Source organism: Saccharothrix sp. S26, assembly GCF_021390395.1.
In the GTDB taxonomy this organism is placed as follows: Bacteria; Actinomycetota; Actinomycetes; order Mycobacteriales; family Pseudonocardiaceae; genus Actinosynnema.
Map to the genome: position 1 here is coordinate 184728 of NZ_JAJUWT010000021.1, position 22514 is coordinate 207241.

Annotated in this window: 18 protein-coding genes; 11 read left to right on the top strand and 7 right to left on the bottom strand. The window is 72.8% G+C overall.

Going from position 1 to position 22514, the window contains the following annotated elements; genetic code table 11:
• Positions 1-192: 192 nt before the first annotated feature.
• A complete protein-coding gene (locus LZG04_RS30465) occupies positions 193-1104 on the bottom strand; it encodes a hypothetical protein (protein ID WP_233823393.1) in 912 nt (303 codons plus the stop codon).
• 21 nt (positions 1105-1125) lie between these two features.
• Between LZG04_RS30465 and LZG04_RS30470 the strand changes: the two genes are divergently transcribed.
• Together LZG04_RS30470 and LZG04_RS30475 are read left to right on the top strand one after the other, a co-directional pair.
• Entirely contained in the window at positions 1126-1515 is a 390-nt protein-coding gene (locus LZG04_RS30470) for a hypothetical protein (RefSeq protein ID WP_233823396.1), read from the top strand.
• 133 nt (positions 1516-1648) lie between these two features.
• A complete protein-coding gene (locus tag LZG04_RS30475; RefSeq protein ID WP_233823436.1) occupies positions 1649-2791 on the top strand; it encodes a BMP family protein in 1143 nt (380 codons plus the stop codon).
• 65 nt (positions 2792-2856) lie between these two features.
• Here LZG04_RS30475 and LZG04_RS30480 read toward each other — a convergent pair whose 3' ends face one another.
• Positions 2857-3639, bottom strand: coding sequence for an SDR family NAD(P)-dependent oxidoreductase (locus LZG04_RS30480; protein WP_233823398.1), 783 nt, complete (start codon positions 3637-3639; stop codon positions 2857-2859).
• Positions 3640-3725: 86 nt separating this feature from the next.
• Between LZG04_RS30480 and LZG04_RS30485 the strand changes: the two genes are divergently transcribed.
• A complete protein-coding gene (locus LZG04_RS30485; protein WP_233823400.1) occupies positions 3726-4586 on the top strand; it encodes a helix-turn-helix transcriptional regulator in 861 nt (286 codons plus the stop codon).
• Between the two features lie 132 nt (positions 4587-4718).
• Here LZG04_RS30485 and LZG04_RS30490 read toward each other — a convergent pair whose 3' ends face one another.
• Positions 4719-5273: a hypothetical protein gene (locus LZG04_RS30490; protein WP_233823402.1), complete on the bottom strand. Its 555-nt coding sequence runs from the start codon at positions 5271-5273 to the stop codon at positions 4719-4721.
• A 259-nt stretch (positions 5274-5532) separates the two neighbouring features.
• Between LZG04_RS30490 and LZG04_RS30495 the strand changes: the two genes are divergently transcribed.
• The 6 genes from LZG04_RS30495 to LZG04_RS30520 are packed head-to-tail and all read left to right on the top strand — an operon-like array spanning position 5533 to position 13277.
• A complete protein-coding gene (locus tag LZG04_RS30495) occupies positions 5533-9228 on the top strand; it encodes a nitrate reductase subunit alpha (RefSeq protein ID WP_233823404.1) in 3696 nt (1231 codons plus the stop codon).
• On the top strand, positions 9228-10772 hold the full coding sequence (narH, locus tag LZG04_RS30500; RefSeq protein WP_233823406.1) for a nitrate reductase subunit beta: 1545 nt from the start codon (positions 9228-9230) through the stop codon (positions 10770-10772). The genes LZG04_RS30495 and narH overlap by 1 nt, the downstream gene beginning before the upstream one ends.
• Positions 10769-11362, top strand: coding sequence for a nitrate reductase molybdenum cofactor assembly chaperone (gene narJ / locus LZG04_RS30505; RefSeq protein ID WP_233823408.1), 594 nt, complete (start codon positions 10769-10771; stop codon positions 11360-11362). The genes narH and narJ overlap by 4 nt, the downstream gene beginning before the upstream one ends.
• Positions 11359-12081: a respiratory nitrate reductase subunit gamma gene (gene narI / locus LZG04_RS30510; protein ID WP_233823410.1), complete on the top strand. Its 723-nt coding sequence runs from the start codon at positions 11359-11361 to the stop codon at positions 12079-12081. The genes narJ and narI overlap by 4 nt, the downstream gene beginning before the upstream one ends.
• Positions 12078-12647, top strand: a complete 570-nt coding sequence (locus tag LZG04_RS30515) for an HPP family protein (protein ID WP_233823412.1) — start codon at positions 12078-12080, stop codon at positions 12645-12647. Before narI ends, LZG04_RS30515 begins: the two co-directional genes overlap by 4 nt.
• A gap of 27 nt (positions 12648-12674) precedes the next feature.
• The gene (locus LZG04_RS30520) at positions 12675-13277 is read left to right on the top strand and encodes a hypothetical protein (protein WP_233823414.1); all 603 of its coding nucleotides are present in this window, start codon (positions 12675-12677) and stop codon (positions 13275-13277) included.
• Here LZG04_RS30520 and LZG04_RS30525 read toward each other — a convergent pair.
• Both LZG04_RS30525 and LZG04_RS30530 read right to left on the bottom strand, forming a co-directional pair.
• On the bottom strand, positions 13253-17353 hold the full coding sequence (locus tag LZG04_RS30525; RefSeq protein WP_233823416.1) for a TIR domain-containing protein: 4101 nt from the start codon (positions 17351-17353) through the stop codon (positions 13253-13255). The genes LZG04_RS30520 and LZG04_RS30525 overlap by 25 nt on opposite strands.
• 204 nt (positions 17354-17557) lie before the next feature.
• Complete coding sequence (locus LZG04_RS30530) at positions 17558-18565, bottom strand: TerC/Alx family metal homeostasis membrane protein (protein ID WP_233823438.1); 1008 nt, start codon at positions 18563-18565, stop codon at positions 17558-17560.
• 588 nt (positions 18566-19153) lie between these two features.
• Between LZG04_RS30530 and LZG04_RS30535 the strand changes: the two genes are divergently transcribed.
• Positions 19154-20884: an RICIN domain-containing protein gene (locus LZG04_RS30535; RefSeq protein ID WP_233823418.1), complete on the top strand. Its 1731-nt coding sequence runs from the start codon at positions 19154-19156 to the stop codon at positions 20882-20884.
• Here the strand turns inward: LZG04_RS30535 and LZG04_RS30540 are convergent.
• Positions 20874-21458: a GNAT family N-acetyltransferase gene (locus LZG04_RS30540; RefSeq protein WP_233823420.1), complete on the bottom strand. Its 585-nt coding sequence runs from the start codon at positions 21456-21458 to the stop codon at positions 20874-20876. The two genes, LZG04_RS30535 and LZG04_RS30540, sit on opposite strands and share 11 nt — an antisense overlap.
• Before the next feature lie 17 nt (positions 21459-21475).
• On the opposite strand from LZG04_RS30540, the gene LZG04_RS30545 reads away from it, so the two are divergent.
• Entirely contained in the window at positions 21476-22036 is a 561-nt protein-coding gene (locus LZG04_RS30545) for a helix-turn-helix domain-containing protein (RefSeq protein ID WP_233823422.1), read from the top strand.
• A 25-nt stretch (positions 22037-22061) separates the two neighbouring features.
• Here LZG04_RS30545 and LZG04_RS30550 read toward each other — a convergent pair whose 3' ends face one another.
• Entirely contained in the window at positions 22062-22400 is a 339-nt protein-coding gene (locus LZG04_RS30550) for a hypothetical protein (RefSeq protein WP_233823424.1), read from the bottom strand.
• Positions 22401-22514 lie beyond the last annotated feature (114 nt).

Here is a 22514-nt window from a genome sequence, read left to right on the forward strand (position 1 = left end):
CGCACCTCGCCCGGTGCGGTCGAGCCGGTCTCCGCGTGCCATGTCGCCTCCCGAGGTCGTGGGAACTTCTCGGTGACTACGTGGCCGCGGTAATCGAGTCCTCCCCGCGTCGGGGCAAGATTTTTTCACGTGACCCTCCCCGCGGGCATTGTCCCCGCGGGGAGGGCGGTGCGGATATCAGCCGATGCGGTGCTACAGCACGGCCAGCGTCACGTCGTCGACCTGCATCCACGAGTCGACGCCGGGAGCCCAGTAGCCGCTGAACACGGTGACGCCGCCGGCCGTGCCCGAGTCGAACGTGACGGTCAGCAGCCGGTAGCCGGTGCCCGCGCCGAAGCCGGTCTCGACGAACGGCGTGCCGTTGTGCGGGCGGACGCCGAAGAACCCGGCCGTGTAGTTGCCGCTGGTGCGCACCCAGGCGTGCAGGCGGTACGTGGTGTGCGGGGTGACCGGCACGAACTGCGTGACGGCGTTCCACGCGCGGCTGGACGTGCGGATGAACGCGTTGTCCGCCCCGGACTTCGCGAACCCCCGGTCCAGGTCGATCGCCTTGAGGTCCGGCCCTTCGCTGCCCCACGGCGGCCGGACGGCGAACTCGCGCTGCTGCTCGAAACCGGCGTCGGCGACCAGGTTGGGGCCGCGGCGCACCCACACGCAGTCCGGCACGACACCGCCGTGCCGGGTGAGCTGCACCGAGGAGATCCGCTTGGCCCAGTGCTGCCCGAACGGCAGACCGGCTTCCGGCCCGGTGAGCGCGGCCAGGTCGTCCACGGTCCGGCCGACCGCGCCGCCGTCGATGTTGGCGCACGGCCCGGAGCGGTCGGCGTTGTCCCAGACGGTCAGCACCGTGGCCGCCTGGACGTGCGCCGACGCGGGCACGTCGTCCCAGTCGTGCCAGCAGAAGATGGCGCAGTCGCGCGTGACGCCGCGCAGGAGGTAGGACGCCGACGCCGGCCCCAGCTCCACGCCGTCGTCCGCGCGCTGCGGGTTCTCCCAGAAGAACACCCGGTGGACGGGCGACCAGGGGTCACCCTGCCCGTCCGCGTGCGCCGGAGCCGCACCCACCAGTGCGAGAAGTGCCGTTAGCACCGCGATGACACGCATGGCCATCGCCCCTTTCCCGTCGTGGGGACGCTCGGTGCGCCCCTCACCCAGTACGTGGCCCGAGCGGGTCCGTCCTCCCCGCCGCACCGCGGTGGTGCGTTGGCCGCGGCCGAGGTGCTCGGGGACGCCGGCGTGGACGAGGACGATCCGGTCGTCCGGCTGGAGGTGGAGGTCGCCGCGGGCCGACCGGGGACGCCGCCTGGCGCTGGTCGCGGCGACCCGGTCCGGGATCGCGGCGGCCCGACGACGCGCTGGACCTGGCACGCGAGCCGTGGACCGCTGGTGTCCGACCGGTCGCCGGATGGGCCGGTCGACCCGAGCGTGTGCGCGATCGCCCCGCAGCACCACGAGCGGGCGCGGAGCGGTCCGGCCGCGCCCGTCCTGCGGGTGATCGCTGCGCGTGTGCCCTAAGTCATTCCCAGCAGGTGAACGCTCACCCGAATGGCGGCACCGGGAAGGTACGGTCCGTCACGCCAGCCCTGATACGGCCATCGGGGGAGTGTCTGCTCGACGAGCAGGGAAGGGACGAGCCGTGCGCCGTCTTGTGCGTGGGACCACTGTTGCCGCGATCGCGTTGACCAGCCTCATGGTGGTGAGCGCCTGCGCCAAGGACTCCGGGTCCACCGCGTCGACCGGGTCCACCGCCGCGGCCGGGTGCGAGTTCGCGACACCGCCCAGCGCGCCCGCCACCACCAGCGCCACCGACAGCACCAGGGCCGCCGACGGCGACGAGGTCGACGGGAGCGGGCTCAAGGTCGGCCTCGCCTACGACATCGGCGGTCGCGGTGACGCGTCGTTCAACGACCTCGCCGCCGCCGGGTTCGACCGGGCGATCAAGGACCTCGGGGTCGCGAAGGAGAACACCCGGGAGCTGTCCGCCGCGCCGAGCGAGGACGAGTCGGTCAAGCAAACCCGGTTGCGCCAGCTCGCCCGCGAGGGCTTCAACCCGGTCGTCGCGGTCGGCTTCGCCTACACCGAGTCGCTGAAGGTCGTCGCGCCCGAGTTCCCGGACGTCCGGTTCGGCCTGGTCGACTCGGCCGTGCCGGAGGCGGCCAACGTCACGCCGCTGGTGTTCGCCGAGCAGGAGGGCGCGTTCCTGGCGGGCGTCGTGGCCGCGTACCAGAGCCGCAAGTGCCACGTCGGCTTCGTCGGCGGCGTCGACATCCCGCTGATCCACAAGTTCGAGGCCGGGTACGCGCAGGGCGCGAAGGCGGCCGCGCCGAAGATCGTGGTGGAGAAGAAGTACATCACGCCGGCCACCGACTTCACCGGCTTCCAGGACCCGGTCAAGGGCATGGAGACCGCGAAGGGCCTGATCGACAAGGGCGCGGACGTCCTCTACCCGGCCGCGGGCGCGTCCGGCATCGGCGTCTTCTCCGCGGTCAAGCAGGCGGGCGTGCTGGGCATCGGGTGCGACGCGGACCAGTACAACCAGCCCGCGCTCGCCGACAGCCGGGACGTCATCGTGGCGTCGAGCCTGAAGCGCGTCGACGTGGCGGTGTACGACTTCGTCCGGGCCGCCGCGAAGAACGACCTGGCCTCGCTGCCGAAGGTGTTCGACCTGAAGGTCGACGGCGTCGGGTACGCCACGTCCGGTGGGCGGATCGACGCGAAGCTCCAGGGCATCCTCGAAGGGTTCAAGGCGCAGATCATCGAGGGCCGGATCAAGGTCTCCGACAAGCCGTAGCCCGTCCGGCACGACGGCGGGGCCTTGCCGGGACGCGCTCCCGGCAAGGCCCCGCCGTCGTGGGATCAGGCCCCCGCGCCGCCGTCGACCGGCAGCAGCGCGCCCGTCACGTAGGAGGCCCGGTCGCTGAGCAGCCACGCGGCCGCCTCGGCGATCTCGCGGGGCTCGGCCATCCTGCCCAGCGGGATGTGGGCGGTCAGCCGCTCGACGGTGCCGGGGCTCGCGGCCTCCCAGGTGTCGATCATCCGCGTGGCCGTGCCGCCCGCCGTGATGCCGTTGACCCGGATGCGGTCGCCCGCCCAGCTCACCGCGGCGGTCTCGGTGAGGCTGTTGAGCGCGCGTTTCATGGCCCCGTAAGCGGGCAGGGCGGGGTTGGCGCGGCGGCTGCCGATGCTGGAGGTGTTGACGATCGCCCCACCGCCGCCCCGCCGCATGAGCGCGGCCTCGGCGGTCATGGCGGTCCAGTGCGCGCGGAAGTTCACCGCGAACTGCTCGTCCACGTCCTCGTCGCTGGTGGTGTCGAGGGGCCCGGGCCGTTGGATGGCCGCGCCGTTGTTGAACGCGCCGTCCAGCCGTCCGTGCAGCTCGCCCACGTGGTCGACGGCGGCGCGGACGGTCGCGGGGTCGGCGAGGTCGAGGGTGACGGCGTCGGCGACGCCGCCGTCGGCGCGGATCCCCGCGACGACGCGGTCGAGGGCGTCGGCGCCGCGGGCGGCCAGCACGACGGCGGCGCCCTCGGCGGCGAAGAGCCGGGCCGCGGCCGCCCCGATGCCGCGGCCGGCGCCGGTGATGAAGACGACCTTGCCGGTGAGCAGGCCGAGGGGTGCGGTGCCGTTGGTGTTCGTCATGCCACCAGCGTCGGCCCGGTCCACGGCCGCAGGCAGGCACAAGCCGTACCAGGCTGACGCGGCCGCGCGGCGGGCAGACTGGGGGTGTGGACAAGCAGGAGCTCGGGGCGTTCCTCCGCGGCCGGCGCGAACGGCTGCGGCCGCAGGACGTCGGACTTCCCCCTGGCCCACGACGCCGGACACCCGGCCTGCGCCGCGAGGAGGTCGCGGTCCTGGCGCACATCTCCACCGAGTACTACACGCGGCTCGAACAGGGCCGTGCGCCCAGGCCGTCGAGCGAGGTCCTGGCCGCGATCGCCGGCGCGCTGCGGCTCACCGACGACGAGTCCGACCACCTCCACACCCTGGCGGGCACGGCGCCGCTGCGCACGCGGCTGCACCGGCGCGACGTGCGCCCGAGCATCCTCGCGCTGCTCGACCGGCTGCCGCGCACGGCCGCCTTCGTCACGTCCGCCGCGTTCGAGGTGCTGGCGTGGAACGACCTGGCGGCCGCGTTGATGGAGGACTTCTCCCGGCTCGCCGAGGCCGACCGCAACCTGGCACGTCGGGCGTTCCCCGGGCCGCGGCCCGACGACACCCCGCTGTACGGGATCTCCGACGCCGCCGAGTTCCGCCACCACGTGGTCACGCGGCTGCGCACCACCCTCGCCCGCTACCCGACGGACCCCGTGGTGGTCGACCTCGTCGGCGAACTCCGCGCCGGCAGCCCCGACTTCGCCCGCCTCTGGGAGCGGCACGACGTGCGGACGGCGCCGATGCTGACCAAGACCTTCCACCACCCGGTGGTCGGCCCGGTCACCGTCGACTGCGACACCCTCACCCTGGATGACCGCGACCAGCACCTCGTCGTCTACAGCGCGCCGGCCGGATCCCCCGACGCCGAGGCACTGGCCCTCTTGCACGTCCTGGGACCACGAGCCACTCACCCGCCCCGCCGACCACCGTGACCCGTCTCAATCGACGATAAACATTCTTCAGCCGTTCGGCCGTGTTGCCTACCGTGCGTGAACTGGCTCGAAAACAAATGGGCTCAGGAGTGGCGCGTTTCGGGCAAACCGCTCGGCTGAGTGAAAGTGTGATCAGCGGCCCAGCGGGTGGTGCCCATTCGCGTGGCCCGTCCGACGGTTGCAGGTGAGCAGCACTGTTCGGGCTCGCGGGGAATAGCTCGGGCAATTGGCAACTTCGTGGTGTTGATTCGTGGTCGATCGCGCGTACGGCACCGCGCCGCCGACCAGGGTGCCGCGGGCGGCGGCGGCCTTCAGGCAGGCGCGGTGGTGGGTCGGGTCCGGGTCGTCCAGGGCGAGGTGCGTCCCGACCAGCACGAGCACGGTGCGGCGCACGCCCGCGGCCCAGCCCCACACGCCGGGGCGCTCCACGGCGACGTGGTCGACCAGGGGTGTCCGGTGGGGCCAGCGCAACGTCAGTTCCTCGGCGGACGCCTCGACGGCCCAGCCGCGGGCGATGGGGAGCGCGATGTCGTCGATGTCGGCGACCAGGCTCAACCCCCGGGCGGTCAACGCGGCGGGCAGGGGCAGCGGCAGGCGGGTCCGGCAGTCCACCAGCAGGACGGCGATGCGGTTGTCGCCCCGGCCGCGGACGGCCGCGCGGATGTGCAGGAGTGCGTCGGCGCTCATGATCGACCTCTCTGTCGGATTCGCGCCCGTGCCCAGCGTAGTGAGCCGGCGGGGGTGGTTGTTCACCGCTTCGAGTGAATTCTTGGAGAGTGCGCAAAGGCTTTGCACAGTGCCGGCAAATGCGGGCACATGGGATGGTAAAACGCATTTTTAAGGTTGTGAACGCCATCACATTGGGTTGTAATGGAGCTGTCACACGCCGTTACATGATTTTATTCGCGCCAATCCGAACGGCACCTTCCGAGAAGGGAACGACCGCATGCGCGCGGTATTCCAGCGCACCGGGTCCGAGCGTCCGCCGCACGGCCCGGCCGACGCCCTGCTGTCGGCCGCCGGGCGGTTCCTGACCAGGGACGAGGTCTCCGACGACCTGCGGGCGACCTTCCGCCGGGGCGGTCGCGAGGGCGACGCCTTCTACCGGGACCGGTGGAGCCACGACAAGGTCGTGCCCTCCACGCATGGGGTGAACTGCACCGGGTCGTGCCGGTGGAACGTCTACGTCAAGGACGGCATCATCACCTGGGAGACCCAGGACACCGACTACCCCTCCACCGGCCCCGACCGCCCCGAGTACGAGCCGCGGGGCTGCCCGCGCGGCGCGTCGTTCTCCTGGTACACGTACTCACCGCTGCGCGTGCGCTACCCGTACGCGCGGGGCGTCCTGGTGGAGATGTACCGCGAGGCGCGCAAGGCGCACGACGACCCGGTCGACGCGTGGGCGTCCATAATGGACGACCCGGTCAAGCGCCGCGCCTACCAGCGGGCCCGCGGCAAGGGAGGCCTGATCCGCGTCACGTGGGACGAGGCGGTGGAGCTGGTCGCCGCCGCGCACGTGCACACCGTCAAGGTCCACGGCCCGGACCGGATCGCGGGCTTCTCGCCCATCCCGGCCATGTCGATGGTCTCGCACGCGGTCGGCTCGCGGTTCATGGCGCTCATCGGCGCGCCGATGCTGTCGTTCTACGACTGGTACGCCGACCTGCCGCCCGCCTCGCCGCAGGTGTTCGGCGACCAGACCGACGTGCCGGAGTCCGCGGACTGGTGGGACGCGGCCTACCTGGTGCTGTGGGGCTCGAACGTGCCGGTGACGCGCACGCCGGACGCGCACTTCATGACCGAGGCCCGCTACCGCGGCCAGAAGGTCGTGGTGTGCTCGCCGGACTACTCCGACGCCACGAAGTTCGCCGACGAGTGGTTGGCCCCGCACCCCGGCACGGACGCGGCGCTGGCCGTGGCGATGGGGCACGTGGTGCTGCGCGAGTGCTTCGTCGAGCGGCAGGTGCCGTTCTTCGCCGACTACGTCCGCCGGTTCACCGACCTGCCGTTCCTCGTCACGGTGGAGGAACGCGACGGCGGCCTGGCGCCGGGCAAGTTCCTCACCGCCGCCGACCTGGGCGACACCTCGCCCGGCGCGCGCTGGAAGACGGTGGTGCTGGACGCCGGCCGCGACGTGCCGGTGGTGCCGAACGGGTCGCTGGGCTTCCGGTGGGCCGACGAGCCGGGCCGGTGGAACCTCGACCTGGGCGACGTGACGCCCGCGCTGACCGTCCACGGTGGACCGGACGGCGCGGTGGAAGTGCTGCTGCCCCGGTTCGACGCGCCGGACGGCCAGGCGGGCGCGATCACCCGCGGCGTGCCGGTGCGGCGGGTGGCGGGCCGCCTGGTGACCACCGTGTTCGACCTGCTGCTGGCCCAGTACGGCGTGGGCCGCCCCGACCTGCCCGGGCAGTGGCCCACCGGGTACGACGACGCGGACGCACCGGGCACCCCGGCGTGGGCGGAGCAGGTGACCGGCGTGGCGGCGGCCCGGACCACGCGCATCGCCCGCGAGTTCGCCGACACCGCGGTGCGCTCGAAGGGCCGCTGCATGATCGTCATGGGCGCGGGCACGAACCACTGGTTCCACTCCGACCTGGTCTACCGGTCGTTCCTGACCCTGCTGCTGCTCACCGGCTGCCAGGGCCGCAACGGCGGCGGCTGGGCGCACTACGTCGGCCAGGAGAAGGTGCGGCCGCTGACCGGCTGGGCGACCCTGGCGGGCGCGCTGGACTGGCACCGACCGCCGCGCCAGATGATCGGCACCGGCTACTGGTACACCCACACCGACCAGTGGCGCTACGACCGGCTCACCGCCGACGGCCTGACCTGGCCGGGCGCGAAGGGCGCGCTGGCGGGCCGGACGGTCGCCGACTGCCTGGCGCAGTCGGCGCGGCTGGGCTGGATGCCGTCCTACCCGACGTTCGACCGCAACCCGCTGGACCTGTGCGACGAGGCGGAGGCCGCGGGGGAGGACCCGGTGGCGCACGTGACGGCACGGGTGCGCGCCGGCGAGGTGGGCTTCGCCTGCGAGGACCCCGACGCGCCCGCGAACTGGCCGCGCGTGCTCACCGTGTGGCGGGCGAACCTGCTCGGCTCGTCGGCCAAGGGCAACGAGTACTTCCTGCGGCACCTCCTGGGCGCCGACGGCAACCCGCGCGCCGAGCAGACCCCACCCGACCAGCGCCCGCGCACGGTGCGGTGGCGTGACGACGCGCCCGAGGGCAAGCTGGACCTGTTGCTGGCCCTGGACTTCCGGATGACCAGCACCACGCTGTTCGCCGACGTGACGCTGCCGGCCGCCACCTGGTACGAGAAGCACGACCTGTCGAGCACGGACATGCACCCGTTCGTGCACTCCTTCAACGCGGCCGTGGACCCGCCGTGGCAGGCGCGCACGGACTTCGACGCCTTCCACGCCATCGCCACCCGGTTCAGCGAGCTGGCCGCCACCCACCTGGGCACGCGCCGCGACCTCGTCGCCACCGCGATGCAGCACGACACGCCGGGCGAGACCGCCCAGCCCGGGGGAGTGGTGCACGACTGGCGCGAGGGCGACGGCGAACCGGTGCCCGGCCGCACGTTCCCCGTGCTCACCGTGGTGGAGCGCGACTACACCGCAGTCGCGGCCAAGCTCGCCGCCCTGGGGCCGCTGGTGGACAAGCTCGGCGTCACCACCAAGGGCTGGACCGCCGAGGTCGGCCCGGAGGTGGCGTGGCTCGCCGAGGCCAACGGGGTCGTCGCCGGCGGCCCGGCGGCGGGCAGGCCCGCGCTGGACACCGACCGCAAGGCCGCCGACGCCGTGCTCGCGCTGTCGGGCACCACCAACGGCCGGGTCTCCGACGCCGGTTTCGCGGCGCTGGAGGAACGCGTCGGCACACCGCTGCGCCCGCTGGTGGAGCACCACAGGGCGCACCGGGTCACCTTCGCCGACACCCGGTCCCGCCCGGCGTCGGTGGTCACCAGCCCGGAGTGGTCGGGCGACGAGTCCGGCGGCCGCCGCTACGCGCCGTTCACCATCAACGTCGAGCGCCTCAAGCCGTGGCACACGCTCACCGGTCGGCAGCACTTCTTCCTCGACCACGACTGGGTGGCCGAGCTGGGCGAGCAACTGCCGGTGTACCGGCCGCCGCTGGACCTGCACCGGCTGTTCGGCGAACCGCGGCTGGGCCCGAACGGCCCCGAGGTGACCGTCCGGTACCTCACGCCGCACTCGAAGTGGTCCATCCACTCCGAGTACCAGGACAACCCGATCATGCAGACGCTGTCGCGCGGCGGGCCCGCGTTCTGGGTGAGCCCGGCCGACGCCGCGGCCATCGGCGTGCGCGACAACGACTGGGTGGAGGCGGTCAACCGCAACGGCGTGGTCGTCGGGCGGGCGATCGTGTCGCACCGGATGCCCACCGGCACCGTGTTCCTCTACCACGCGCAGGAGCGGACGGTGAACGTGCCGAAGAGCGAGACGACCGGCAAGCGCGGCGGCATCCACAACTCCCTGACCCGGCTGCAGATCAAGCCGACGCACCTGATCGGCGGGTACGGGCAGTTGTCCTTCGCGCTCAACTACTACGGGCCGACCGGCAACCAGCGCGACGAGGTGACCGTGCTGCGCCGCCGCAGCCAGGAGGTGACGTACTGATGCGCGTCATGGCGCAGCTGGCGATGGTGATGAACCTGGACAAGTGCATCGGGTGCCACACCTGTTCGGTCACCTGCAAGCAGACGTGGACCAACCGCGAGGGCGTGGAGTACGCCTGGTTCAACAACGTGGAGACCAAACCCGGTCAGGGCTACCCGCGCCGCCACGAGGACCAGGAGCGCTGGCGCGGCGGGTGGAAGCTGCGGCGCGGCAAGCTGGTGCCCGCCGCGGGCGGCCGGGTGCGCCGCCTGCTGTCGCTGTTCGCCAACCCCGACCTGCCGCACCTGGACGACTACTACCAGCCCTGGACCTACGACTACCGCACGCTGACCGACGCCCCGCTGGGCGACGACACCCCGGTCGCCCGGCCGGTGTCGGCGATCACCGGCGAGGCCGCCGCCGTGACGTGGGGCCCCAACTGGGACGACAGCCTGGGTGGCGCGCCCGAGCTGGCACCCGCCGACCCGGTGGTGCAGAAGCTGGGGCGGGAGGTGCGCTTCGACTACGAGCAGTCGTTCATGTTCTACCTGCCGCGCATCTGCGAGCACTGCCTCAACCCCACGTGCGTGGCGTCGTGCCCGTCCGGCGCGATGTACAAGCGCAGCGAGGACGGCATCGTCCTGGTGGACCAGGACCGCTGCCGCGGTTGGCGGATGTGCGTGTCCGGCTGCCCGTACAAGAAGGTGTACTTCAACCACAAGACCGGCAAGGCCGAGAAGTGCACGTTCTGCTACCCGAGGCTGGAGGTGGGCCAGCCGACCGTGTGCGCGGAGACCTGCGTCGGCAGGCTGCGCTACATCGGCGTGCTGCTCTACGACGCCGACCGGGTCGGCGAGGCCGCCGCCACCCCCGACGAGCAGCGGCTCTACCAGGCCCAGTTGGGCGTGTTCCTCGACCCGCACGACCCCGAGGTGGTCCGGGCCGCCGAACGGGCGGGCATCACGCACGACTGGATCACCGCGGCGCAGCGCTCCCCGGTCCACGAGCTGATCTGCCGCTACCGCGTGGCCCTGCCGCTGCACCCGGAGTACCGCACCATGCCGATGGTCTGGTACGTGCCGCCGCTGTCGCCGATCGTGGACGCGGTGGCGGGCACCGGCTTCGACGGCGAGGACCTGGGCAACCTGTTCGGCGCGGTCGACACCTTGCGCATCCCGTTGGATTACCTCGCCGGGCTGTTCACCGCGGGCGACCCGGAACCGGTGCGCGCGGCGCTGCGCAAGCTCGCCGCCATGCGCTCGCACATGCGCGCGGTCAACCTCGGCGAGCCGCCCGACCCGGCCGGTCCGCGCCGCGTCGGCCTCGACGGCGAGTCGATCGAGGCGATGTACCGCCTGCTGGCCGTGGCCAAGTACGACGACCGGTACGTGATCCCGACGGCCGCGGTCGGCCAGGCGCACGACCTGGAGGGCATCGCCACCACGTGCAGCCTGGACACCGACGGCGGGCCCGGCATGACGGAGCGGCGCACGGACCTGTTCGTGTGGCGCGACGGGGAACGCCCCGCCGGGCTGTTCCCGACCCTGGACCGGGAGGCGCCGTGACCCGGACGGCCAGGGTGCGCCAGGTCGTGGCGTCGCACTGCCTGCACTACCCGGACGACGAGCTGCGCGAGCGGCTGCCGCTGCTGCGGCGGTGCCTGGACGAGGTGCCCGACCCCGGGTTGGCCGCGCTGCTGGACCACCTGCGCCGCACACCGCCGGTCGAGGCCGCCCGCCACTACGTGGAGGTGTTCGACACCGACGCGCAGCGGTGCCTGTACCTGACCTGGTACACCGACGGCGACACCCGCAGGCGCGGCGCGTCGCTGGCCGGGCTCAAGCGGGAGTACCGGCGGCACGGCTTCGTGCCCGCGGCGGGCGAGCTGCCCGACTACCTGCCCGTGCTGCTGGAGTTCGCCGCCCGCACCGGCGAGGTGCGGCCGCTGTCCGGGTACCGGCCGGCGCTGGAGCTGCTGCACCGCAACCTGCGCGACCTCGGCACGCCCTACGCGTCGGCCGTGGCGACCGTGCTGGCCACCGTGCCGGTGCGCGAGGACGCCCGCCCGGTCGCCGCCGACACCCCGGTCGAGCGGGTGGGGCTCGAACCCGTCCTGCTCGGCTACCCGACCCGACCACCGGAGTCGACCCGATGACCCTCGACCTGCTGCTGTGGGCGGTGCTGCCCTACGTGACGATCACCGTGTTCGTCGGCGGCATCGCGTGGCGCTACCGGCACGACCGGTTCGGCTGGACCACCCGCAGCTCCCAGCTGCACGAGTCCCGGCTGCTGCGGATCGGCGGCCCGCTGTTCCACGTCGGGCTGCTGTTCGTGCTCGCGGGCCACGTCGGCGGCCTGCTCGTGCCCGCCTCGGTGACCCGGTGGCTGGGCGTGCGCGACGAGCTGTACCACCTGGTGTCGCTCGGCGCGGGCGGACTGGCGGGCCTGGCCACGCTGGTCGGGCTCGGCGTCCTGCTGCACCGGCGGTGGCGCACGCCCGCGGTGCGCGCGGCGACCAGCCGCGACGACCGGCTCACCTACCCGGTGCTGGCGGCGGTGCTGCTGCTGGGCATGGCCGCCACCGTGCTGACCAACGGCGTCGGCGGCGGTTACGACTACCGCTCGACCATCTCGCCGTGGGTGCGCGGGATCCTGTTGCTGCACCCGGACCCGGCCTTGATGCGTGACGTGCCGCTGCCCTACCGACTGCACGCGCTCGCGGCGATGGCGTTGTTCGTCCTGTGGCCGTTCAGCCGCCTCGTGCACGCCCTCACCGTGCCGCTGCACTACCTGGTCCGCCCCTACATCGTCTACCGCAGCCGCGACGAGCGCCTCGCCGCGCGGCCGGCGCCACGCGGGTGGGACGGCCGGTGAACGCGGTCCTGCGCCTCGCGGCGGGGGCCCTCGTGTCCATCGCGGTGCCCGCCGCCCTGGCCGTGCTCACCGGTCAACCGCTGCTGTTCCCGTCCCTCGGGCCCACCGCCTACCTGCTGTTCGCCACCCCGACCGCGGCGTCGGCCAGCCCGCGCAACGCCCTCGCCGGCCACCTGATCGGCGTGCTCGCCGGCGCGGCGGGCCTGGCCGCGTTCCACCTGTGGCACGAGCCGCCCGCCCTGGACCACCTGACCTGGCCGCGCGCCGGCGCCGCCGCGCTCGCCCTCACCCTCACGTGCGGCGGCATGGCCTGGTCCGGGATGCCGCACCCGCCGGCCGGCGCGACCACCCTCATCGTCGCCCTCGGCGTCCTGCGCGCACCGCTGCACCTGGCGGAGATCATGCTCGGCGTGGTCCTGCTGATCGCGGTGGCCGTGCTGGTCAACCGGCTGACCGGCGTGCCCTGCCCGCTGTGGCGCCCACGACCGCCGGCTGCGACGGCGTCGATTCGCGGTGGTCGGGAATCGCCTGCGCGCCAAGGCATTCCGCTCGATCGCCGACCCTGAACCGCACCGCTGCCCTACGATGCCGTCGTGTCGAAGGCATGGACGGTCGCCGCCCTGTTGGTCCTGACCACCGCGTGCCAGTCCGCGGGGACGCCGGATCCCGCCCCCACGCCCTCGGCTGCGTTCCCCAGCGAGCTGGACCGGTCGCCGAACCTCGGCGTCGAGTTCTGGGAGAACGGCCACCGCGCGCCCCTGAGGGTTCGTGACGGCGTGGTCGAGACGCGGGTGCGCGGCGAGTTCGAGCTCCGCTTCCCCGCGCGGGGCGACGATGACTCGCTGATGATCGGGGCATGGACCGACCGGACGATCTTCGTGCTCGAACCGGGGCGCGAGGTGGACCAGGTGCCGTACTTCGTACCCGGCACCGGGGGAGCCGACGAGCGGTCCGGCCGGATGACCCTGTTCCTGGGCACCGACGTGCACAGCAACCTGGCCGGGGAACGGGTGCGGCCGCACGGGGAGGGGCAGGAAGAGGTGCTCTTCAAAGCGCTGGAACCACCGGAGGACCTGAACACCGACGCGGTCTACGCGGCGATGCTGATCGACCACGATGACGACGGCGTGATCGACCCGGACGAGTTCGACTACTTCCGGATCGGGCTCGGTCAGGTGGAGCAACTGCGCCGGTAAGCGTGACCCGGGCCGACGTAGCGGGACCACTCGTCGGCGGTCAAATCGCGCACGGCGCGTTCGCAGGCCCGCTCGACGGCGCGCGCACGCAGGTCCGGCAACGCGCCCACGTCCCACCGGACGGCCTTGCCGGCGGAGTCGCCGGTGACCAGCGCCCGGCCGTCGGAGCTGAACGCCAGGGCCGTCACGCGGCCCGGCTCGTGCTCGGCGAGCGGCTGGGCCACGCGGCGCGGCCGCTCCGGGTCCTGGACGTCCCACAGCTGCACGGTGGTGTTCTCGTCGGCCACGGCCATCGTGCGGCCGTCCGGGCTGAGCGCGACCGCCGTGGCGGTGCCGGTGGCGGCGACCACGCCGCCGAACTGCTTGGGGTGCTCCCGGTCGGAGAGGTCCCACAGCACCACCTCCTCGCCGGCCGTGGCGAGCAGCGCGTTGTCGCCGCGGAACGCCCAGCCGAGTGCCTGGTGGTCGCCGAGCGGGGCGATGCGCCGGACGTCGCTCAGCGTGGTGACGTCCCAGAGGGCGAGCGCGGTCGTGTCGTCGGTGGACGTGGTGGCGACCATCGTCCGGCCGTCGGGGCTGAAACCGGCGCCGTTGCCCCCGTCCACGTCGCGGAGCACGGCCTTGGCGGTCTCGCGCGGGCGCGACGGGTCCGACACGTCCCACTCGGCGACGGTGAGCGAGTGGCGCTCGGTTTCGGGGTAGGTCTCCTCGTCGGCCGCGGCACGCAGCGTGCGGCCGTCCGCGCTGAAGGCGAGGCCGGTGACGCGGCCGGGCAGGCCCCGGATCGGCTCCCCGAACCGGGACACCGCCCGGGGATCGGCCACGTCCCACAGCTGGACCGTGTCGTTCTCGCCGCCGGTGGCCAGGAACCGGCCGTCCGGGCTGAACGCGGCGGCGGTGATGAACATCCCGTGCGGCAGCTCCCGGTTCCGGTCGGCCGAGCCCGCGCCGGCGGGCCACAGCCAACCGGAGCGCGTGCGCTCCACCGTGAACAGCGACCCGTCACCCGGTCGGAACAGCGCGAGCGCGATGCCGCCGCGGTGACCGGTGACGGGCTCGCCGACCCGGGTGGGCTGGAACGGGTCGGTGGTGCGCCACAGGATCACGCGGTGGTCGGCGCTCGCGGTGGCGAACCGCGTCCCGTCGGCGGTGAACGCGACCTCCTCGACCGCGCCGTCGTGGTCGGTCAGCGGCAGGCCGACCCGGCGGGGCGCGGCGGGCGCGGTGACGTCCCACAGCACCACCGTCCGGTCACCGCTCGCGATCGCCAGCGTCCGGCCGTCGGGGGAGAACGTCACGTCCCGCACGGCCTGGCCCCGCATCGTGATGGGGCCGCCCAGCGCGGCGGGTCTGGCCGGGTCGCGCACGTCGAACAACCGCACCGCGCCGGGCGTGCCGTCCGTGCGCCCGCGATCGGTGGCGACGGCCAGCGTGGCGCCGTCCTCGTCGAACGCGACCGATGTCGCCTCCTGCTCCGCGCCGAGGGCGACGCGGCCCACCTCGACCGGGTGGGCGGGGTCGCCGACGTCGAACAACGCGACGTCGGCACCCTGCTCCGCGGTGGCCGCGACGATCCGGCCGTCGGGGCTGAACGCCACGTCGCTGTGGGTGTCGAACTTCCGGACCGGCGTGCTCAGCCTGCGCGGCTGCCCACCGGAGCCGACGTCCCACAGGACCAGTCCGCCGTTGGTGGTGGCGAGGGTGCGGCCGTCGGGGCTGAACGCGATGCCGAGGCTTCCCGGGCGGACCAGGCCCAACGCGCTGGGGTCCGCCGACCCGGCGAGCCGGCCGTCGGTGAGCAGGGTGTGCCGCTTCACGGGGTTCCCGGGGTCGCCGACGTCCCACAGGATGGCCTCGGCGTTGCTCAGCGTCGCCAGGGTGCGGCCGTCCGGGCTGAACGCGGCCGCGAGCACCCAGTTCGAGTGGTCGCGCAGCGGCGGGCCGAGCTGCCGGGGCGGGGCGTCCGGGTCGCCGACGTCCCACAGGCGCACGGTGTGGTCGACGGTGTCACCACTGGCCATCAGCCGCCCGTCGGGGCTCAGCGCCACGGTCGCGACGGGCGTGGTGTGGCCGGCCGCGCTGGACAGGTAGTTGTGGGTGGCGAGGGTCTTGGTGAGGCTCGCGGCCGCCTGCCCGTCCGGGGAGATCGCCTGCGCGGCCAGCGCCAGGCGCAACGCCAGTCGCGGGTTGGTCTCGCGGACCTCGTCGGACTGAAGGATCAGGCTGCGCACGGTCGCGGCGTCGCGTTCGGCCGCGGCGACGTCCGCCTGCCGGACCGCGATCAGCGCGCCGATCAGCGCGAGCACGGCCAGCGCGGCCAACGCCGAGGTGAACCCGACCCGGCGTCGACGTGCCCGCCGCCGGGTGGCGTCGGCGCGGGCGCGACTGGCGGCCAGGAACCGCGCCGCGTCGTCGTCGATCTCCACGACCGGTGCGTCACGGGGCAGCTCGGCCAGCCGGTCGGCGTCCCACAGGTAGGTCTCGCTGCGGTCGGCGGCGACCCAGTCGGCCGCGGCGCGCTCGATCACCCGCGCGGTGCGCAGCGCCGAGCTGTGCTCGGTGAGCAGCTCGTCCAGCGGCGGCCACGCCGTGAGCAGCGCTTCGTGCGCGAGCCCGACCTGGTCGCCGTCCACCGTGAGCAACCGGTGGTCGACGAACACCTCCAAAGCCGCGCGCACGTCGGCCGGCAGCGACTCGGTGACCACGCGCCGCTGCGTGCGCCGGTCGTTGTCGTCCAACGTGACCAGCCGGAACAGCCCGGTCAGCACCTCGCGCTCGGTGAGGCCGCTGCGTCGCACCGCCGTGGCCAGCGCGTGGTCGGCCCGGCTGGCCAGCACCGCGTGCAGCGCCGTGAGGTGCCGGTAGCCCGACTGCGCGGCCAGCGCGTCGTAGTCGGCGAGGCCGATCGCGTCGCCGCGGGTGCGGTCCTGCGCGAGCTGTTGCAGCGCGAAGGCCAGCAACGGCAGCGCCTCGCCGCTCGCGGTGTCGCCCACCAGCCGGGCGACCAGCTCGGGCCGCATCCGCAGGCCGGCGATCGAGGCGGGTTCGGCGATGGCGAGCTGGAGCATGTCCCGGCGCAGCGGCCCGAGCAGGAAGGGCTCGACCCGACCGAGTTCGCCCAACCCGCCGAGGTCGTCCAGGAACTCCGAGCGCAGGGTGATCACCACCTTGGCGCTGCCGCCGTCCAGCGCGTGCCGCAGCAACCGGCCCAGCCGTGCGCGTTGCCCGTCGTCGGCGCGGGTGAACAGCTCCTCGCCCTGGTCGACGGGGATGAGCAGTCGCGTGCGGCGCGGCCCGTCGGTCAGCAGTTCCTCGGTGAGGTGGCGCAGGCCGTGGTCGGCGGTGAGCCGGTCGCGGACCTCGTCGAGCCGCCACGTGAGCCCGTGCCGACGGGCGGTGGTGGTGACCGCCCGGGCCAGCGCGGACACCGGGTCGTCACCGGGCTGCCACGGCGTGAGGCAGAGCCAGTCACCGAGTGCCGGCACCAGCCCGGCCCGCAGCAGCGACGACTTGCCGCACCCGGACGGCCCCGTCACGGCCACCACGTCCCGCCCGGCGTCGGCGCGCACGCGGGCGGCCAGCTCCCTGGTCTCGTGCGCCCGGCCGAAGAACAGGCCGGTCAGCTCCTCGGTGAACGGCTCCAGGCCGGGGTACGGGTTGTCGCCGTCGCGCCACTCCCGCGCGCCGCCCGCGTCGATGCGCCGGAGCGTGGCCAGCAGCCACGACCTCGCCTCGGCGGGGTCGCGCCCGAGGTCGCTGTGCTGCTGGCGGTCCAGCAGCGGGTGCGGCTCCGGCGTGGTCCGCAGCGGCAGGATGCGGGAGCCGAGCGAGTCGGCGATCGCGATCTCCGCCGTGCACCACGTCGAGCGCAGGTACGCGGGGGTCAGCAGGCACACGACGGCGTCGCCGCGCCGCAGCTCCCGGTACAGCCGCGGTTTCCAGTCCTCGCCCAGCTCGATGCCCCGCCGCCGGTCGCGGTCGAGGAACACGTCGTGCCCGGCGTCACGCAGCCACGCGAACACCTCGTCGGCCAGCTCGCGGTCCGGCGTGGCGTAGCTGAGGAAGACCTTGGCCACCGACACCCCCGGACGACCACCAGTTGCCCCACCGATCGTAGTGGGGCGGGCACGCGCGGGACGCGGTTCGCCGAGATCGGTGGAGATCTGCGCGCGGCGGCATGGTTGCCTGTCGGGCCGTGATCGGCGGGGGCCGGCCGCGGGTTCGCGGTGGTCGTCGGGGGCCGCCGGTTCGCCGACCCGCTGTTCGCGGCGGCCCGCCGCCTACTCGCGGTGGTCGTCGGGGCGGTTCGGGTGGGCGCGCAGGGAGCCGGCGTGTGCCCGGGCCGACGGGTCGCGGCGGGTCTTGATCAGGCTGGCCACGGTCACCACGACCAGGACCACCACGATCACGCCGAGGCTGACCGGGGTCGGGATCTCGGGCACGCGGTCGTCGAGGTCGACGTGGGCCCAGTGCAGGATCAGCTTGACGCCGATGAACGCCAGGATCAGCGCGAGCCCGGTCGACAGGTACACCAGCCGGTCGAGCAGGCCCTTGACGAGGAAGAACAACGCCCGCAGGCCGAGCAGGGCGAACGCGTTCGCGGTGAAGACGATGTAGGGCTCCTCGGTCACGCCGAACACCGCGGGGATGGAGTCCAGCGCGAACAGCAGGTCCACCCCGCCGATGGCCACCAGCACGACGAACAGCGGCGTGGCCACGCGCCTGCCGTCGACCTTGGTGAGGATCCGGCCGCCGACGTAGTCGTCGGTCAGCGGCAGGATCCGGCGCGCGGTCCTGACCACCACGTTGTTCTCGATGTCCGGGTCCTCGTCGCGGTGCCGGAACAGCTGCACGGCGGTGAAGATCAGCAGCAGGCCGAACAGCAGGAACATGAACGAGAACAGGGCCAGCAGCGTGGCCCCGACCGCGATGAACGCCGCGCGCATGAGCAGCGCGAGCACGATCCCGAAGGTCAGCACCTTGTGCTGATGCTCCTCGGGCACGGCGAACGTGGTCATGATGATCACGAAGACGAACAGGTTGTCGACCGACAGGCTCTTCTCGACGATGTACCCGGCGAAGTACTCGGTGCCGAACTCGCCGCCGTGCGCCGACCAGAGCCAGACGCCGAACCCGACGGCGACGAGGATGTAGAAGATCGACCAGAGGCTCGCTTCCCGGAACCCCACCCGGTGTGGTCGCGCCGCGGCGAGGGCCAGGTCCACCGCCAGGAGCAGCACGATGAACGCGATGGTGACCGTCCACGTCAGACCGCTGAGCTGCAGCACCCGTCCACAGTAGACCAGAGCCGCCCGCCTCGGCACGTCCACGCGGGTGCCGGCGACCCGGCGGATCGTGCTCCGGGCGGTCTCGGGCACGTCCCCGGGCAAGGGTCGTCAATGTCCGAAGAATGCTTTTCCCGGTATCGCCGGACCCCGGCGGGGCGTCGCGTTGTTCACATGTATGACCGGTGCGGGCCGGAGTTGTTCACAAGTATGATCGGGCCGCATTGTTCGCCGAAGTTCCAGGGCGGCCAAGTGGTCCAAGGGCACCCGTCTGACCTGCATCTTCGGGTGATTCGATACCGTCGCCGAAGCCGTGGTCGCGGATTTGGTCGTTGACCGGGCAGGGTGGACCTCATAACATTCGGCGGGCACACGGTTTGTTGTCCGAATGGCGCAACGAAGCACCAGGGGGCACCTTGTTCGTCGCCTTCCGTCGACCGCGTCGTGCCGCGGTGGACGCGCCCTGACGTCTTTCTCGTCCGTCGGGGTCGCCTTCGCGCGCCACACCACCGATCGGATGCCCGCACCGCCGCGCTCCTCGGGCTCCGGTCGAGCACCTCCTCCTGATCAGCGTCGAGAAGCGGAGTCGTCATGGGTACACCGGAGCAGCCTGCCGCCACGCGGACGAGAAGACCGCGTGGCGTCCGCAGGGGACTGATCGCGGCGGCCGCGGCGGGCGCGCTGGCCGTCACGCTCGCGGCGTGGCCGAGCGCCGCGCCCGCGAACGCGGCGGTCGGCGCGGGCACGTACACGGTGAAGAACGCCGGCAGCGGGCAGTGCCTCGACGCGCCGAGCGCGACGAGCGGGGTGCAGCTCCAGCAGCAGGCGTGCGTCGGCGGCGGCGACCAGGAGTGGACGTTGACCGCGGTCAGCGGCGGCTACCGCATCACGTCGGCGGTCGGCGGCCTGTGCGTCGGCGTGCGCGACGCGTCCACCAGCGCGGGCAAGCCGATCCAGTTGGAGACGTGCACCGGGTCCTCCAGCCAGACCTGGGCCGTGACCGCCAGCGGCGGCAACTACCGCGTGGTCAACGCCAACGGCGGCAAGTGCGCGAACATCAAGGACGGCTCCACCGCGGCCGGTGCGTTGGTGCAGACCAACTCCTGCGACGGCGCCGCCACCAAGCAGTGGACGTTCACCCCGACCAACGGCGGCCCGACGTCGACCACCACCACCACGACCACGACCACGACCACGACGACCACGACGACGACCACCACCACGTCGAACCCGCCGGCTTCGGCGTTGTACGTGGCGCCGAACGGCACCGACAGCGCGGCGGGCACGGTGTCCGAGCCGACGACGTTGACCTCGGCGATCAGCCGCATCACGCCCGGCGGCACGATCCTGCTGCGGGGCGGCACCTACCGGTTCTCGCAGACCGTCACCATCCCCCAGGGCAACAACGGCACGGCGGGCGACCGCACGGAGTTGTTCGCCCACCCCGGTGAGACGCCGGTGCTGAACTTCTCGGCGCAGGCGGAGGACCCGGCCAACCGCGGGCTGGCGGTGAACGGGAACTACTGGCACGTGAAGGGGATCGTGGTCGAGCGGGCCGGTGACAACGGCATCTTCATCGGCGGCAGCAACAACATCTTCGAGCGGACCGTGACGCGGTTCAACCGCGACACCGGTCTGCAACTGTCGCGGATGCTGTCCACCACGCCGAAGGACCAGTGGCCGTCGAACAACCTGATCCTGAGCGCGGAGTCGCACGACAACGCCGACTCCGACGGCGAGGACGCCGACGGGTTCGCCGCCAAGCTGACCTCCGGTCCCGGCAACGTGTTCCGCTACGCCGTGGCGCACAACAACATCGACGACGGCTGGGACCTCTACACCAAGACCGACACCGGCCCCATCGGCGCGGTCACCATCGAGGACTCCCTGGCCTACGAGAACGGCACCCTGAGCAACGGCGGCCAGGCCGGCAACGGCGACCGCAACGGCTACAAGCTCGGCGGCGAGGACATCGGCGTCAACCACGTCATCCGCCGCAACATCGCCTACGACAACGGCAAGCACGGCTTCACCTACAACCGCAACCTCGGCTCCATGACCGTGTCGAACAACATCAGCATCGACAACGCCGAGCGCAACTTCAACTTCGACGGCGGCTCCTCGGTCTTCCGCTACAACACCTCGTGCCGCAGCGGCAGCGGCACGAACGACAAGACCACCGGCGACGCCGACGGCACCAACCAGTTCTGGACGGGCAGCAACGGTTCCCGCTGCGCTTCCTACACCGGTGCCCTGGCCTGGTCCTACGCCTCCGACGGCCGCCTGGCCGTCACCTTCGGCGGCAAGCCCGTCACCCCGTAACGGCCCCTGCCGTTCGACGGGTCGGGTCGGCCATCGCGCCGGCCCGGCCCGTCGAACCTGTCCGGTGCTGCATGAGCACGGTGTCCACCACCGTGCCGTGCTTGTGGCCGACGCCCGTCAGCCTGCCCACGGTGGTGTAGCCGCACGACTCGTGCAGCTTCGCCGACCCCTCGCCGCCGGGGTCGACGATGACGGCGATCACCTCGCGCACGCCGGCGCGCTCGCACCGGTCGAGCAACTCGCGCAGCAGCCGCCGTCCGGTGCCGCGGCCGGTGGCCGAGGGCTCCAGGTAGATCGAGCTCTCCGCGGTGAAGCGGTATCCGCCCTTGCCGCGCCACGGCGAGCAGTACGCCATGCCGACGACCCGCCCGTCCTCCTCCGCGACGAGGAACGGCAGCCCGCGCGCCGCCGCGTCCCAGTACCGGCGGCCCCAGTCCGCACGGCTGGGCGGGGTGTCGGCCAACGAGACGACGGTGTTCTCGACGTAGGTCGCGAAGATCCGGGTCACCGCCCCGAGGTCCGCCGGCCAGGCGTCCCGGACCTCCACCACCCGGCGTTCCACTATAGGAGACATGTATCTACTATAGAGGAGTGCTTGAGTTGGAGGAACTGGCCCGCCGGATCCAGCGCGTGCGCACCGAGCGGGAGCTGACGCTGGCCGCGCTCGCCGAACGAAGCTCGGTGAGCGTCAGCATGCTGTCGGCCATCGAACGGGCCGCCAAAGCGCCCACCGTGCTGGTGCTGGACCGCATCGCCGACGGGCTCGGCGTGCCGCTGGCCTCCCTGCTCGGCTCGGGCGAGGACCCACCGCGGCTGGTCGTGCGGCGGCAGCAGGAGCGCTCGGTGCACCCGGCGGGCTGGGAGAAGGCGGTCCTGTCACCGGTGGTGGCCGGGGTGAACTTCGAGCTGATCCGCGTCACGCTGCCGCCGGGGTGCGACGCGGGCGCGTTCCCCGCGTACGCGCCGGGCTCCCACGAGTACGTCGCCGTCGAGGCGGGCGCGCTCCGGCTCACCGTGGGCGACCAGGTCGTCCGCCTCGACGCCGGCGAGTCGGCCTACTTCGAGGCCGACCAGGTGCACGAGTACGCCAACCCCGACGACACGCCGTGCACCTACTACGTCGCCGCGCTGATCATGCGGGCACGCCGCTGAGCCGGCGTTGGCCCGACGAGGGCGCTCAGAGCCCGATGATCAACGCGCCCACGGCGTTCAGCGTCGACGCGCCGTCGGTCAGGCAGGCCGTGACGTCGGGCTGGAGGCCGGTGCCCTGCGACGTCGCCCGGCTCGGCGCGAAGCTGCCCGCCGTGATGGTGCCGGAGGCGAGGACCACGATGGTGCCGGCGACGCGGCTGGTGCTGCGGCTGTAGGTGAAGGTGCTCGGGGCCGGCGCGGGGTCGTCCCAGGTGAAGACCCGCGTTCCGGTCCCCGAGGACAGGATGCTCGTGCACGTGGCGTCGTGCGCCGTGCCCGACTCGTGGTAGCCGCCGGTCGGTGCGGCCGGGTGGGTCTGCTGCACGAGTAGGTGACAGTGTTAGTCACGCAGCCTGACTGGCTGATGTGGTCATGATTGCTTCGTATTCGATGGGGGTCAACCGTCCGAGGGCGGCTTGACGTCTGCGGCGGTGGTAGG

Bases quoted from the DNA above. Each gene is read 5' to 3' on its own strand.
- LZG04_RS30540 (WP_233823420.1), bottom strand. From the start codon at position 21,458: ATGTCTCCTATAGTGGAACGCCGGGTGGTGGAGGTCCGGGACGCCTGG.
- narH (WP_233823406.1), top strand. From the start codon at position 9,228: ATGCGCGTCATGGCGCAGCTGGCGATGGTGATGAACCTGGACAAGTGC.
- LZG04_RS30480 (WP_233823398.1), bottom strand. From the start codon at position 3,639: ATGACGAACACCAACGGCACCGCACCCCTCGGCCTGCTCACCGGCAAG.
- LZG04_RS30535 (WP_233823418.1), top strand. From the start codon at position 19,154: ATGGGTACACCGGAGCAGCCTGCCGCCACGCGGACGAGAAGACCGCGT.
- LZG04_RS30495 (WP_233823404.1), top strand. From the start codon at position 5,533: ATGCGCGCGGTATTCCAGCGCACCGGGTCCGAGCGTCCGCCGCACGGC.
- LZG04_RS30465 (WP_233823393.1), bottom strand. From the start codon at position 1,104: ATGCGTGTCATCGCGGTGCTAACGGCACTTCTCGCACTGGTGGGTGCG.
- LZG04_RS30490 (WP_233823402.1), bottom strand. From the start codon at position 5,273: ATGAGCGCCGACGCACTCCTGCACATCCGCGCGGCCGTCCGCGGCCGG.
- narI (WP_233823410.1), top strand. From the start codon at position 11,359: ATGACCCTCGACCTGCTGCTGTGGGCGGTGCTGCCCTACGTGACGATC.